Here is a 12,888-nt window from a genome sequence, read left to right on the forward strand (position 1 = left end):
GAGCAGGCGGCACCCGTTTTCGCTCCACCTTTGGAGACGAAACCCTGCGGCGTCCCTAGCCGAGCGCCCTGTTCGTCTGTGCCGTCACTGCTTGGCGATGAGATGCACTTCCACCACGTAGCCCATTAGTTGAATGCGGCTCGCCGCTGCCCGAAGGCTGACTTTACTGAAGAACGGCAGGCCGAGCGTCTTGGACCGCTGGTATGGGTGGCGCATAACCCCATAGATCACCTTGTAGTCGCTGGGGGTTGGCTTCGATCTTCCGTCCGGCAGCAGCCGCTCAAAACCCGCCTTCCCTGCTGCTTTCTGTCGTTTGATGGCCGCGTGGCGCATCGATTTCCGAAACACCTCATCGCGGACGAAATTCTCGGCGGAAACTACGCCTTGGCTCCAAAGATGGCTTATCGGGGCAGATCCGTGCCCATCTTTCAGGTGGATGAATTCCTTCCTCCGGGACAAGAAATCGCAGGGCTCCAAGTTCGCACCCGCAGCTCCAGACGGAGACGCCCTTACCTTGTCGAGGTTGAGCAGGTCGGCGTCCTTATCAAGTTCGGCAATCAGCTCCTGCTCATTGGTCGAGCCGGTTGACGCTAGCAATGGCACAGCGGAAAGAAGTGCTTGGTAATCTTTCTCTACATCCGAGAAAAACTTATCCTCAATACAATACCACTCTCCCGAAAAAAGGACATATGTATTCTCCTTGTGACTCACTTCATAAACGAAGCAGTCATATACACGGCGACGCCTCTTCTTGTCACCCCGACCATCAACGACAACACGAACCTCATGGCTGGCCTTCAGGTCGGCCATCCCCGACACTTCGGCTGGTCGTCCGGCCTTAAACTCCATTATGTAGTCTTCAATGGCAAGTTCACCGAAGCTTGATTTTGCTCCCGATCTTAGACCCGCGCCGAAATAACCAAAATCTCGCCCTTCCTCAGGATCAATGACTTCAGGAAGCGTCATATGAAGGTCAGAAGGCTGATCTTTGATCAGGCGCTGTACTTCCGCAAAAACCAGATCGTCTAGCTCGGCGAGTAGCAATCTATCTCGAACCGGCACTATCTGATCGATGAATGCGTAGTCCTTTTGATAATCGGTCGCATTGAATAGCTGCAGAGCTTTCTTACATTTATTCTGTATATCCTTGGCGGACAGCTTGCTTGTGAGATACAGCGCATCCTTGCCCGCAAGCGAGCTGGCGAAGGTCGTGTCGGTCGGAATGCCACCAGCTAAGCGCAGCAGGTCGTTCTGATAATCGATGCCGAAACCTTGAAGATCGGATTTTCGGCTCGCCTGGATGCGCTTTTGAAGTGTCGTCGAATCCAATGTCGCCACGTCGAGATTCCGCAGGGCGTCGCGCGCTACACAGTTGAGGGTCACGCGTAGTCCGAAGTTGCGGACGAACGCGTCGGGGTCGAGCGCCAAATGACCGCCGCCGAATGCCAGCGCGAAGGTTCGTGCTCGCTTGTCATCGCCATCCGGCGACACGTCGAGAAACAGGACGGACGAGCAACTTTTGTTTTCCAGCTTGATGGAGCCCTCGGCACTGAACTGGTTGACAACGGTCAGCCAGCCTGGGGCGGAGCCCGGAGTTTGCCCTGTAAAAAGACGCCCAGACTTGGCCGGAACCTCTTTTATCTCGCTCGTCCCTCTAACCGCGTCATCAACGCTTTTGTCGTCCCGCAGCAAACGAACCGACAACGTCATGGTTGCTGGTTCATCGCCGCCCTTAGCCTTCTTTCTCTCCGCCACACCCGCCCTCCCCGACGCGGCCCCTGCAACATTACCCTAGATTGCTTGCCTCATTTGAGTGACTACCCTTTAAGCGTAAAGGTTGCGCAAAGATTTTGGAACACGAACGAACGCCGAGTTTACGGGTAAAATCTCAAGGTCTGGGGTCAATAAACGTCCGGAAGATCGCTCGTCGAGATCTTAACTTACAAACTTCCGCAGCAGCTCTGCTGGGTCGTGGCCAAGCGCCTTAGCAAGTTCACAAAACTCGATCACGTCTAAGCGGCGCTCACCGCGCTCCACCTTCGACACGAAGCTCTGTGGCTTCCCAGCCTCTCCGCGAGTTCGACCTGTGTGATCTCGGCCGCCTTCCGCACCGATGCGATGAATGCGATGAGTTCCTGATGCCGCTGAATGAAAATCGATGACGGCAACGCGCGCAAACCGCACCATCTTATTTGAATGATCAGCAAGACGGCGGAAGGCGACTATATCCTCAACGTCCTCGACAGCCTTCTCGTCACCCGTTCGAATAGCTGGGTTGGTTCGGCGTCCATGGCCCTGGCCAGCGCCACGAACTCCAGCACGTCCACCCGTCGCTGACCACGTTCGATGATGGATACGAAGGACTGATCCTTCCCCACCCGCGCGGCCAACTCGGCCTGCGTAAGCCCCGACGTCCGACGCGCTTCCACGAGCACCGCGACAAGGTGCCGATGATCGCCGCCGAAGATCGTCTTAGGCATCGAATGAGCCGCCGAGTCTAAACCGGCAACTCACCTATATGGAAAATCTGCTTATGCGATTTTTCCCTTTTTGGTATGGAATGTTTCCATATTCGGCGAACACAATTCCCCCGCGCCACAACTCCGGAGACCAACCGGCGCAGCACCACCATCGGGTGGCTATGACCCCCAAAAACATCAATCGAACAGAGACAACATCACCTCATGAAAAGCATCTATCCCATCGTCACTGCCTCATCACTTGCCCTGTTTTTGGCATCCTGTGATCGCCCGGCCGAGGCCGCCAGAGCTCCTACACAGGCCGAGGAAATCGCGGAATTCTGCAACCAGGTCGCTGCCGATTTCACCGCCAATCCGTCCGCGCCCACCGGCATGTTTATGGGCAGGGTTCAGCAGAAGATTCTTGAGAAAGAATGGGACCCAAACACCGTTGCCACCGCCTGCTCCGAAGCCCTTCGTCGCAAGAGGGAATTCATTCAGCAACACGCGCAGCCCCTACAAAAGGGTAGCCAATGAAGGCGTTCGTTTATGCAGCCCTTGCCGCAGGTCTCTTGGCCATCAGCGGCTGTGCATCAGCACCCGCGCGGACGCCCGGCTCCTATGTCAGCCAAAGCGAGCCTGTGTTCCTGATCACCGAGGCTCAAGCTGATCGGATTCTCGTGGACGCCATGAACGTAGAGTTCGGCAGCGATCCTATCGTGCGCGTCGAACACCCGAACAAGGGCTATCAGGCCACGATCAAGTTCCTGTTCGACAGCCACCAGATCGTCGCCACCATGGTGCCGTCCAGGGGGCGCTCTGGTGATGGCTCTGTGCAGGACGGCTACTACTTCAGCGTCACGCACAGCGGGACCATGCCGCTCTCGGGCATGTCGCGATCCAAGCGCCTGAGAGAACGGCTTTCTCAGGCCGCCACGGCTCTGTCGCCAAGCGTCCCTGCGGCAAGGTAAGAGGTCGGGCCGATCTGCATGAAGGCTGCCTCGCCCTTCCTCCGTCTGCGAGGCCGGGAAGTCCTGGCTCTTCATAGACTTTGAGCCCGTTCACTACGCCCGCCTGAGGGCCTCTCAAACTTCAACATCACCGACCCCCGTGGCCACGCGCTGCGGGGGTTTTTCTATGCCCGGAAAGGCTATCCAGACCATGCTTTCGCTCACGGACCGCGACGCCGTAACGGCCGCGCTCACAGACCCTGCGCTTGACCCCGACCTACGCGCCCTGATCGGCCTACGGGTCTGGCAGGTGGACACCGACCGTAGGCGTCCCTTGAAGGACATCCTGCAGATCGTGGTCGTCCAGCCCGGCGATCCAGCCGAGGTGATCCATGACGCCGTCGGCTATCCGATCTGCTGGGACCAGGCCGAACAGCCCGGCTGGGAGTGGTTCAACGACCACGGCTCATGGTTCGAGCTGGCCTACGTCCTGACCGACGACTTCGGGATGCTGGTTTTCGTACCCGACCACCCCGAGACGAACTACACCCTCCGCTTCAACTGCCTTGGCGTCGCTGATCGACCACCAGCCGCCGACAAGATCTGAACCACCACCGCCGAAAGGCGATCCGACCATCCATCCGACCCGAGCTCTCCGGCACTTCGCCCGAGGGCTTTTTTTTATGCCTGAAGGACACCTTCCCTATGCTCTGCCTGAACACCCTTGCCGAGGTGGCGAACGCCCTGAGCGATCCAGACCTCGATCCCGACCTGCGTCGTCTTCTCGCTCGTCAGGGCTGGCGCTTCTACGGCCATCCAGAACACCATCCTGACGCCCGCCTGATCGTCATCCACGGCGGCGACACGCCGGATGTCATCAACACAGCCCTGGGGTTCGTCTTCACCGGCGACGATGCGGATGACCTTGCCTTCGACTGGGTAGAGGACCACGGCCTCTGGTTCGAGATCGTCATCACGCGCCCCTTGGGGTCGCCCGTTCGGCTGTTCGTCGAGAACGGGCCCGGTACCGAACTAGGCATCCACTACCGATGCCTTGCCTACTTCTGGAACGAGGAGGCGGACGGTCGATGATGAACAAGCTTCTCCTGCTGCTCATCCTGGGCGTGGCCCTAGCCATTCTTAGGGTGGTCGCCATCGCCCTTGCGGCGCTGGTTCTGGTGACGCTGCTTGTCGCCTTCATCACGCGACCACGACAGACGCTAGCGTTCCTCGGCACCCTAGCGCTGTCAGCCCTCACTGTGGCCCAGCCGATCGCCTGTATTATTGCCGTGGCCACGGTTGCGGTCGTGGTGGTGGTCGTGACGGGACGGCGGCGAAGTTCGTCAGCGACCAAGCGCCTGATCACCAGCCCAAGGCGATAAGCATCAGCGGGGATAGGGATGGATACCATCATCCTATGTCCCCGCCAGCCCCGCCTAAAGCTTCGGCACCTTGATATCTTTGGCTGAGATCGGGCTCTTGATCGTAACCACCTTGTCGGGTCCGTCTCGTGCCGTCCGCAATAGGTCTAGAATCTGTTCGGCCACGGGTAGGAAATCCTCCCCCGCTTCTGTGAGCTGAACAGGCCAGACGTTATCCGCCACCAGCGGACGGTAAAGGCCCCCGCTGAGCCAACGTTCGAGCTTCTGGATGTGCTTTGTCACCGTGGCTTGGCTCACGCCCATCTCAGCGGCGGCGGCTGTTCGCTTTTTGGATCGAGCGGTCCGAACGAAGGCTTCCAACCAACTCAGGCGCATGGCCTCGAACCCGGCCTCCCCCTTTTCCCCTTTTTGGTCCACGGCCGCGCCTCTCGATTCGCCAAATCCTGCCTCTGGATAGCTCGATCCGAAAAATAATGGGCATGCCATTTTGGCAATGTCCTCGCCAACGCACGTAACTCAATACCCAGCGCTTGCCGGAAAGCATTACTCAGGATCGCGATCTATACATCCAAAAAATCTGCCCCGATAACTTCATCAACGACAGAAACACCGGTCGTTTCCACAAGAAACAAAGTTAGAGGAATTTCCGACGCATGGACCCTAAGAAGATACGCATCCACAAGATACAACAAATACACAAAGAAGAGGCGCAGAAACCCCGAACCACCGACACCAAAAGCGAACACTTGTACGATGGAGATGGCGTCTTCACGCCCGCGCCAACCGTCAATCCGACAGTGCAAGCCATGACGGGCTCCAATCTATACCTCGAAGGCCTTGGAGACGGCCGTCACCGCGTCACCTGCCCTTGGGCAAATGAACACCTTCCGACCGACGGCAGCGACGCGGTTTACGCGGAGCCAGACACCGATCATGAGATCGGTCAGTTCAACTGCGCTCACCACCATCCCGAGGCCCGAACAGTAGCGCACCTTGTAGATCACCTTGGCCTCAGCCCTGCAGCGGCAAGAGCCAAGCCTCGTGTTCGCCTGCACGACGGACAGTCTCATCGTGTGGCCGTCGGCAGCGAACGCCTCTTGGCTGACGAAGGCTCATATTTTCATACAGGCGGCCCGATTGTTCGGATTAAGCGCGACGGAGAGAGGGCTTCGGTAGAGCTGGTCAATGACCACACGTTGACGGCCGTCTTGGCGGACAGGGCTTATTGGGAAAGGAAGGGGCGCGGAAACGACTGGACGCGATGCGACCCGCCCCCTCACGTCGTTAGGGCCGTACGACTTGGTCAAGACCGCCCCCATCTCCTCAACCTGTCCGGACTCGCCCACCAACCCTTCTACGGGGCGGACGGCTCGCTGGTAACCACGCCTGGGTATGACGAAGGCACTGGTCTCTACGCGACTTTCAATCGTGCAGATTTCACCCTGAAGGATCCCACCAGAGAAGAGGCAATATATGCTCTCGACTATCTGAAATGGCTCCTGAGAGAGTTCTTCTTCGTCTCCGAGAAAGACATGGCCGCTGCACTTTCAGCCATTCTTACCGCAGCCGTCAGACCGACACTCGATCAGGCTCCTGCCTTCAACATTTCAGCTACACAATCAGGCAGCGGAAAAAGCCACCTCGCCAAGCTCATCGTGCTGGTCGCCACGCCCGATGAAGCCTTCAACACGACCTACCCGGAGAAAGACGAGGAGGCGAAAAAGGTTCTTCTGGCGATGCTGCTGCAAAAGCCGTCGGCGATCGTGTTTGACGACATGCAGGGCAGTTGGAAACCCCTCGGCCCCCTTAATCGGGCACTTACCAGCGCCACGACGACCGAGCGTATTCTCGGTTCAAGCCAAACTGCGACTGCCCGCACCAACACCCTTATCCTGGGCACCGGCAATGGCACAGAACCCGAGGGGGATATGCGTCGACGGGTGGTGTCAATCTATCTTGACCCGAAGGGGAAGAAGGCTGCGCTGCATCGGTATAGCAAGGACGAACCTGTATCGCATGCGCGGAAAAATCGCGGTTCAGTCGTTGTCGCGGCCCTGACAATCATCGAAGCTTTCAGGGCCGCCGGGCAACCGTTTGCTGAGGTGCCTCCGATCGGCACCTTCGAGGAGTGGTCAGCCAAGTGTCGGCACCCTCTTATTTGGCTTGGCGAACCCGATCCGGCCGAGAGCCTGATCGAACAGGTACGCCAAGACCCCGATGGGGACCTGTTAGAGGAACTTCTGGATATCTGGTCGGACCTCTTCGGAACCCGATCCGTCACGGTCAGGAAGGTCATTGAAAAGACCGCTGAGCGCCCGGATCTTCTGGACGTGCTTGCAGACCTCAATTTGCTTGATGGCCGCACCGTCAATCCTGGAAGATTCGGTTGGTATCTGAAAAAGAACCGAGGCCGTCGTGTCGGCTGTTTCCGCATCGAACCCGGTGAGAGCCTGGAGCGGCGGTCTTGGCGGGTCATCATCAACTGACGCCGTAGGTATCCGCCCCCGAACCCCACACTGAAAAGGTGGGAAAAGGGGGTCCCCTATCACCCCTTTTTTGAACTTGGCCCGCCTCTCTCGGCGCGCGCCCAAACGCGGCCCCCTGAGGCCCGCTCCGGGTCCCCATGGCCCGGCTATCCCCGCCCCCGACGCGTGGCCCCTGCGGCCGCCTCTGGGGCCTCGCGGGCCTGACCCGCTCCAGACCACCCCACCCCTACCGACCGCCTCCCCGGCGGCCTGACGGCGCTCGCCCGTCGATCCCCTAAACATGCAAGGAGACTACCCATGCCTAAAGCCCACCTGACTCAGGCCTTCGTCGCCAACGCCGGTTGCGAGGTCGGCAAGAAGAAGACCGACTGGTACGACACCATCGTCACCGGCTTCGTGCTGGAATGCCGCTGCACCGGCGGGAAGACCTACTATCTGCGGTATCAGGATCAGGCTGGCGGCCAGAAGCAGCACAAGATCGGCGGCTTCAACGACGTCACCTTCGCCGCCGCCAAAAAGAAGGCTCAGCAGCTGCGGTCAGAGGTGGTGATGGGCGGCGACCCCGGCGCGAAGAAGGCGCTGGCGAAGTCGATCCCCCTCTATAGTGAGCTGGCGGCCAAACACCTCGCCTTCGCCAAGGACCAGAAGTCGTACGCCGATATTGAAAGCTGCATGCGGGTCCACATCATCCCGAAGTGGGGAAAGACACGCCTGACCGACATCAACAGCCGGTCCGTGGCCCAATGGCTGAGCGAAAAGCGGGCGTCGGGCTTGGCTCCGGCGTCAGTGGAAAAGCTAAGGGTGTTGCTCGGGCGTTCCTACGTCCTTGGCGCCAGCTGGGACATTCCGGGTACGGAAAGGAACCCGACACGCGGCATCCCCCGCGCACCTCTGAACAACGGTCGAGAACGCTTCCTGTCGGCCGAGGAGGCGGCCCGACTGAGGGAGGCGGTGGCGGCATCCCAGAACACTCAGCTTCAGCACATTGTCGGCCTACTGCTCCTCACAGGGGCACGGCTGAGGGAACTGCTGGACGCCCGATGGGAGAATGTCGATGTCGAGCGCCGGTCGTGGTTCATTCCGACCAGCAAGACCGGAAAGTCTCGCTACGTTCCGCTTTCGACGGCCGCCTTGGCGATCATCGAGGAACTGCCGCGCTTCAAGGGCTGTCCTTGGTTGGTGCCGAACCCCGACACCCGCCTGCCCTTCGTGTCGATCAAGCACGGCTGGCAGAAGGCGATCGAGGTGGCGAAACTGCCCGGCCTGAGGCTGCATGACCTGCGCCACTCGGCGGCGTCCTTCATGGTCAACAGCGGTGTGGATCTGTTCGCCGTCGGCAAGGTGCTGGGTCACGCCAGCTATCAATCGACCCAGCGGTACTCCCACCTGGCCAACGACACCCTGCTGAAGGCCGTCGAGGCCGGGGCGGCAAAGCAAGCCGCCGCCTAACCCCAAGCGCTCCACCCGCATCCTGGCATCACGTCGGGGTGCGGGTGGGCGCTTTATTTTTTCCAGTAGCGCGGAGTGCAGGAGAACTAGACCGCCACTGATCGAGGAAATTCGTTCGCAGGTGCAGACATTGTTACGGACGCTTTGATTTCCGAGAAGTCCATAATTCGGACGTAGGGAGCGAGCTCTCCGCTTACGGAATTGCTAGTACCGATCAAAGTGACTGATACGTTTTCATTCTCGACTAGATGCTGGATCACTTCGCTAAAGTCTCCATCACCTGCAATGAGATACAACTTGTTCCAAGCGCGTTTACTGAATGACCGCATAATATGAAACGAAAGACCCACATCGACAGCTTTCTGTGTCTTCGTGACATACTGATCGCCGGATACAGGATGTATGATTGGGCCTCCGCCCATATGTTTGGGCCATTCATGAGCTTTGCTTTGAAGCCAGTATAATTTCACCCTCAACCCCGGGCCGCGGGGAGGAGGAGAGCTTAAAAACCGATGAAAGCCAGTCTGTCCAGCGGACGGCGGATCATTGTCGCAATCAAAATAATATGCGTCCCCCACGACCTCTCCAGCGTCTTCTTCTATATGCCGGCGCAGAAGCGCGTAATCCAAACGGTCGCGACCGGCCACAGACTGCCAAGTCTTGCTCGCATAACCCCCGTCTACAAACCAAGCTGTGGTCATAAGATCCCCATAACAGTAAAAACATCGGCAAAGACGCCGCGCTGGTTTTTGACTACTCGTCGTGCTCGTAGAAAACTGGGTTGTGCATCAGCACAATGTCCGTCTTGATTTCCACGAAGTGGAGCGGTTTTTCTTCAATCCAATGCAGTTCGGACGCCAGTTCGATCCATCGTTCCCGCACGTCCCGCCGGATACCGACTGTAAATCGGTCCTGATCATACCAGAGGGCCATTTGCCATTTCGGGATCACCGCCAGACCCTCGTAGGCTATCTTCTCCAGCAGCTGGTTCAGCTCGTTCTCATGCCGCTTCTTCATTTCGTCCCCTCCACGATCTCGAACAAGGCGGTCGCCCAATTAACGCTCGCTAATTGTTTAATTCGTGTAACGTCATTAGTCCGCGCTAGTCAATCAAATAACACTATGTTGCGCTCGTGGCTCACACACTCTGAAGGCCGTGGAGGCGGCAGAGCCCAGCAGCCGGTGGCCTGAACCCAAGCGCCTCGCCCGCGTCCTGGCATCATGTAGGGGTGCGGGTGGGCGCTATTTTTTGATCGCCGACAATCCTGAGCCTAGAGCGCCACCGTGAGAGAGCGGAGCGAAGGCACCTCATGCGGGTATTCGTCTCACAACCGACAGACGCATCCCCGCCGAGCTTCCAACCTCCACCGAATCAAGCGAACTCCGGTTTCTCAAATGCGAAGGGAGTGAGACGTGAAGCGCCTAAATCTCGGATATCTGTCAGCGGCTTGCTTGGTCCTGGGTGTAATCTGCCTGACCGTGGCGACTGGCTTCGACACCGCGCCTTCTGGCACGCACAACATAGGCTTGATGCAAGAACAGATGCTCTGGTCCAACTTTGCTAGCGTATCGCTAGTAATTGCAGCAGTTCTGTTCGTCGGCCATCATTTTGGGAAAAAACTCGAGTCAGTGATGGGCACACAGGGCACCGTCGAAGGACCGGGCCCACGCAATGAATAGCAGTGGCATTGCTGCGGTTTGCTCAACCCTAATTCTTTTCGGTTGCGGCCCCCATGGCACACCAGACCCACAGCCCCGTCCCCAAACTATCGCCGAGTATAATGCCGCTTTCGAGGCAGCTACAGGCGACCCTACTGAAATTCCCATGTTGCTGCGGGAGGCGAAATTGCGCGCGCTCGACAAGATGGGAGGGAAGGCAGGTCCAGAGGATTTCAAAGGCTCGCCTGATCAAGACCCCGCACTTATCCAGCGCTGGCGAGAGACTGGTATGGCTTACTTCAACGCTCCGTTTGGCACGGTAGAGGAGCGAAGGGCTTGGGAAGCATATATGCGCGCGATTCATGATCCCCGCCTACTCGCGCAGTCACAAGATGTGAAACGCGAAGGGGAGCAGAAGAGGGAAGCGGCTGAATCCTGATCACACACAACTTCACGGGCGCTATATTTCGTACTGCGAAAGGTATTCATGACCGTATAAGGACATCATGTTCGAGTTAGCATCATCCCCTATGGGCGAAGGCATCGTTTACGTCCTCACCAACGAGGCCATGCCGGGAATCGTGAAAATCGGCAGGACATCGGGCGACACGGTTGAACGGCGCGTGGCTGAGTTGAGCCGGGCCACAGGCGTTCCTCTACCCTTTCGTGTGGCCGTCGCCCGCCGCGTCCACGATGCAGTCAAGGTGGAGAAGGCGCTTCATGTCGCCTTCGGTCGAGAGCGTGTGAACCCGGCCCGTGAGTTCTTCTCGATCGAGCCCTTCCGCTTGATCGAACTGCTGAACGCCTTCCCGGGCGACGACCTCACGCCGGAAGCAGAAGCCGCCGCCGAGCGTGAGGTGAAGAAGGACGAACCTCGCGCGTATGAAGCCGAACGGAGCTTCGAACAGAAGAAGCGGCGTCCGCCACTGAATTTCGAAGAGATGGGTCTGTCGATCGGATCGGAGTTGGTTCACGTCGAAACCGGCGACGTCATCGAGATCGTGGAAGCCAAGAAAGTTCGTCTGCGCGACGAGGTGGTGTCGCTGACCCGCGCGCAGATGATCATTTCGGGCGCGCCCTATGCCGTTCAGCCTGGCAGGTACTGGAGGGCAGCCGACGGTCGCACGGTATCTGAGCACTACGAAGCAACCTATCCCCACGATGACGAGGCCGACGTTTGACCGCCGGACCGGGTCGCAAATGCGAGCCTCCGCAGGTATGGTGCAGGTCGAAATTTGAACTTGGTCTGAGTTAGCGCGCGCTAACTAGGAAACGAGTGAACCACGCGATCAGGCCAGAATGGGAAGTGTTTGGGTGGGCCCGCCTTCCAGGGCACGAAATAGCGTCCAAAGCCATACCAGCGCTGGATTTGACCGTCGGGCTTCAAACGAGTTCGTAATGAGGGGGTCGCGTGTTCGAGTCACGCAAGCGGCACCACCTTTCCAGGGCACCACTAGCTTTGACGCCCGGCCGGGATCAGCCGGAAGGCGCTTCCGCTTGGGAGTTGCGTGGGTATGCGGTGGGAAGGGCGTTGGCCCGCTTCTGCCTCGTGGCGCGGTCGGACTGGCCACTTGTGGCGCTCTACCGATACCTGCGATGGGAGGGAGTAGCTGGTTAGCGCGCGGCTTCTGACAGCAGCAGCACCAGTGCCATCACAAGAGACAGCGCGGTCGCCTGACCCAATGATTTGCCTAACTCTTCTGCGTAGGCCGCGAAAAACCTTCTGACGATCGAATCAGGCGGACGCATCATTCTGCGTCCTCGGCCCAGGCGTGCAGCATCTTCCGAAGATCGATGACGGGCTGACCCCGCAGCTCCGGAATCGTCGCGGCCGCTGGGTTCAAAATCTTGGACCTGAAGGACAGAACGCCTACCCGCAGCGTCGGGAAGAGTTGCACGTTTGACGTCGCCTCGTAGCTGCCGACCAAACAGACGGCGCGGTATTTCTTCTCCATCATCCCGACGTGCCTGAAAATATCAGCGTAGAGTGCGCGCTTTTTGAATGTCCGGCTTGGACGGGGAGAAACAAGACCTTCTGCAGTGGCGGCGATCCAACTGGCAAAGTCCATCCAGTCGCGAAGCGCTGCCATGTCATGTTCGGCCTCAGGTCCCAGGTCGGAATCCAAATAGGCGCAAACCGCACCGAGGATTTCTCTAAGCTGCGGCTCCTTTCTGAGAGGAGCCACCTGCACCGGAACCGTGTCAGCCAGCCGAGAGAAGCTATCTACAACCAGCCTTACTGCTTCTTCCTCCGTCCGGCGTATGCGCGGCGCAGTGAAGGTGCCGGGCGGATGGCCAAGAGCCATCCCAATGGCCTCAAGCTTGTCTCTAGAGATTGGCTCGCCCCGTTCGACGCGTTGGATCGTCGAAAGCGAGTGACGTGCCCCTGAGTTTTCATCCAGCGGCGACCAGAGTCCTTGGGTTAGTGATCCGCCCCCGTTTTCTGGAGCATCCGAGGCTGGAGTTTTCCGGCCCGAGTCAGGGTGACAGGCTGGCTATGTCA

Annotated in this window: 16 protein-coding genes; 9 read left to right on the top strand and 7 right to left on the bottom strand. The window is 58.6% G+C overall.

Annotated elements, in window-relative coordinates; all coding sequences use genetic code 11:
- Positions 1 to 84: 84 nt before the first annotated feature.
- Entirely contained in the window at positions 85 to 1,755 is a 1,671-nt protein-coding gene (locus EGK63_RS01620; RefSeq protein WP_165906501.1) for a DUF6119 family protein, read from the bottom strand.
- A gap of 467 nt (positions 1,756 to 2,222) precedes the next feature.
- On the bottom strand, positions 2,223 to 2,480 hold the full coding sequence (locus EGK63_RS01630; RefSeq protein ID WP_125899610.1) for a helix-turn-helix domain-containing protein: 258 nt from the start codon (positions 2,478 to 2,480) through the stop codon (positions 2,223 to 2,225).
- A gap of 204 nt (positions 2,481 to 2,684) precedes the next feature.
- Between EGK63_RS01630 and EGK63_RS01635 the strand changes: the two genes are divergently transcribed.
- From EGK63_RS01635 to EGK63_RS01655, 5 genes are all read left to right on the top strand, one after another.
- Entirely contained in the window at positions 2,685 to 2,996 is a 312-nt protein-coding gene (locus tag EGK63_RS01635) for a hypothetical protein (protein ID WP_125899611.1), read from the top strand.
- Entirely contained in the window at positions 2,993 to 3,430 is a 438-nt protein-coding gene (locus EGK63_RS01640; RefSeq protein ID WP_125899612.1) for a hypothetical protein, read from the top strand. Before EGK63_RS01635 ends, EGK63_RS01640 begins: the two co-directional genes overlap by 4 nt.
- 190 nt (positions 3,431 to 3,620) lie before the next feature.
- Positions 3,621 to 4,016, top strand: coding sequence for a hypothetical protein (locus tag EGK63_RS01645; protein ID WP_125899613.1), 396 nt, complete (start codon positions 3,621 to 3,623; stop codon positions 4,014 to 4,016).
- Positions 4,017 to 4,114: 98 nt separating this feature from the next.
- Positions 4,115 to 4,501 (top strand): hypothetical protein, encoded by a 387-nt coding sequence (locus tag EGK63_RS01650; RefSeq protein WP_125899614.1) that lies wholly within the window; start codon positions 4,115 to 4,117, stop codon positions 4,499 to 4,501.
- Complete coding sequence (locus EGK63_RS01655) at positions 4,498 to 4,791, top strand: hypothetical protein (protein ID WP_125899615.1); 294 nt, start codon at positions 4,498 to 4,500, stop codon at positions 4,789 to 4,791. Before EGK63_RS01650 ends, EGK63_RS01655 begins: the two co-directional genes overlap by 4 nt.
- A 54-nt stretch (positions 4,792 to 4,845) precedes the next feature.
- Here EGK63_RS01655 and EGK63_RS01660 read toward each other — a convergent pair whose 3' ends face one another.
- Positions 4,846 to 5,277: a LysR family transcriptional regulator gene (locus tag EGK63_RS01660; protein WP_125899616.1), complete on the bottom strand. Its 432-nt coding sequence runs from the start codon at positions 5,275 to 5,277 to the stop codon at positions 4,846 to 4,848.
- A 167-nt stretch (positions 5,278 to 5,444) separates the two neighbouring features.
- On the opposite strand from EGK63_RS01660, the gene EGK63_RS01665 reads away from it, so the two are divergent.
- On the top strand, positions 5,445 to 7,277 hold the full coding sequence (locus tag EGK63_RS01665; RefSeq protein WP_125899617.1) for a hypothetical protein: 1,833 nt from the start codon (positions 5,445 to 5,447) through the stop codon (positions 7,275 to 7,277).
- 297 nt (positions 7,278 to 7,574) lie between these two features.
- On the top strand, positions 7,575 to 8,726 hold the full coding sequence (locus EGK63_RS01670; protein ID WP_125899618.1) for a site-specific integrase: 1,152 nt from the start codon (positions 7,575 to 7,577) through the stop codon (positions 8,724 to 8,726).
- 86 nt (positions 8,727 to 8,812) lie between these two features.
- On the opposite strand, the gene EGK63_RS16975 is transcribed toward EGK63_RS01670, so the two are convergent.
- Together EGK63_RS16975 and EGK63_RS01680 are read right to left on the bottom strand one after the other, a co-directional pair.
- Entirely contained in the window at positions 8,813 to 9,427 is a 615-nt protein-coding gene (locus EGK63_RS16975) for an NYN domain-containing protein (RefSeq protein WP_125899619.1), read from the bottom strand.
- Positions 9,428 to 9,479: 52 nt separating this feature from the next.
- Positions 9,480 to 9,743, bottom strand: coding sequence for a hypothetical protein (locus EGK63_RS01680; protein ID WP_046652720.1), 264 nt, complete (start codon positions 9,741 to 9,743; stop codon positions 9,480 to 9,482).
- An 808-nt stretch (positions 9,744 to 10,551) separates the two neighbouring features.
- Here EGK63_RS01680 and EGK63_RS01685 point away from each other — a divergent pair.
- Both EGK63_RS01685 and EGK63_RS01690 read left to right on the top strand, forming a co-directional pair.
- Entirely contained in the window at positions 10,552 to 10,824 is a 273-nt protein-coding gene (locus EGK63_RS01685; RefSeq protein WP_125899620.1) for a hypothetical protein, read from the top strand.
- A gap of 67 nt (positions 10,825 to 10,891) precedes the next feature.
- Positions 10,892 to 11,566: a GIY-YIG nuclease family protein gene (locus EGK63_RS01690; RefSeq protein WP_125899621.1), complete on the top strand. Its 675-nt coding sequence runs from the start codon at positions 10,892 to 10,894 to the stop codon at positions 11,564 to 11,566.
- Positions 11,567 to 11,999: 433 nt separating this feature from the next.
- On the opposite strand, the gene EGK63_RS16415 is transcribed toward EGK63_RS01690, so the two are convergent.
- Complete coding sequence (locus EGK63_RS16415; protein ID WP_165906502.1) at positions 12,000 to 12,137, bottom strand: hypothetical protein; 138 nt, start codon at positions 12,135 to 12,137, stop codon at positions 12,000 to 12,002.
- The gene (locus EGK63_RS01695) at positions 12,134 to 12,691 is read right to left on the bottom strand and encodes a hypothetical protein (RefSeq protein ID WP_125899622.1); all 558 of its coding nucleotides are present in this window, start codon (positions 12,689 to 12,691) and stop codon (positions 12,134 to 12,136) included. Before EGK63_RS01695 ends, EGK63_RS16415 begins: the two co-directional genes overlap by 4 nt.
- Positions 12,692 to 12,888: the final 197 nt, after the last annotated feature.

Origin of the sequence: Brevundimonas sp. 357, from assembly GCF_003938605.1 — a bacterium.
Lineage (GTDB): Bacteria > Pseudomonadota > Alphaproteobacteria > Caulobacterales > Caulobacteraceae > Brevundimonas.

Bases quoted from the DNA above. Each gene is read 5' to 3' on its own strand.
- EGK63_RS01685 (WP_125899620.1), top strand. From the start codon at position 10,552: ATGTTGCTGCGGGAGGCGAAATTGCGCGCGCTCGACAAGATGGGAGGG.
- EGK63_RS01670 (WP_125899618.1), top strand. From the start codon at position 7,575: ATGCCTAAAGCCCACCTGACTCAGGCCTTCGTCGCCAACGCCGGTTGC.
- EGK63_RS01660 (WP_125899616.1), bottom strand. From the start codon at position 5,277: ATGGCATGCCCATTATTTTTCGGATCGAGCTATCCAGAGGCAGGATTT.
- EGK63_RS01630 (WP_125899610.1), bottom strand. From the start codon at position 2,480: ATGCCTAAGACGATCTTCGGCGGCGATCATCGGCACCTTGTCGCGGTG.
- EGK63_RS01695 (WP_125899622.1), bottom strand. From the start codon at position 12,691: ATGGCTCTTGGCCATCCGCCCGGCACCTTCACTGCGCCGCGCATACGC.
- EGK63_RS16975 (WP_125899619.1), bottom strand. From the start codon at position 9,427: ATGACCACAGCTTGGTTTGTAGACGGGGGTTATGCGAGCAAGACTTGG.
- EGK63_RS01650 (WP_125899614.1), top strand. From the start codon at position 4,115: ATGCTCTGCCTGAACACCCTTGCCGAGGTGGCGAACGCCCTGAGCGAT.
- EGK63_RS01655 (WP_125899615.1), top strand. From the start codon at position 4,498: ATGATGAACAAGCTTCTCCTGCTGCTCATCCTGGGCGTGGCCCTAGCC.
- EGK63_RS01635 (WP_125899611.1), top strand. From the start codon at position 2,685: ATGAAAAGCATCTATCCCATCGTCACTGCCTCATCACTTGCCCTGTTT.
- EGK63_RS01645 (WP_125899613.1), top strand. From the start codon at position 3,621: ATGCTTTCGCTCACGGACCGCGACGCCGTAACGGCCGCGCTCACAGAC.
- EGK63_RS16415 (WP_165906502.1), bottom strand. From the start codon at position 12,137: ATGATGCGTCCGCCTGATTCGATCGTCAGAAGGTTTTTCGCGGCCTAC.
- EGK63_RS01680 (WP_046652720.1), bottom strand. From the start codon at position 9,743: ATGAAGAAGCGGCATGAGAACGAGCTGAACCAGCTGCTGGAGAAGATA.
- EGK63_RS01640 (WP_125899612.1), top strand. From the start codon at position 2,993: ATGAAGGCGTTCGTTTATGCAGCCCTTGCCGCAGGTCTCTTGGCCATC.
- EGK63_RS01690 (WP_125899621.1), top strand. From the start codon at position 10,892: ATGTTCGAGTTAGCATCATCCCCTATGGGCGAAGGCATCGTTTACGTC.
- EGK63_RS01665 (WP_125899617.1), top strand. From the start codon at position 5,445: ATGGACCCTAAGAAGATACGCATCCACAAGATACAACAAATACACAAA.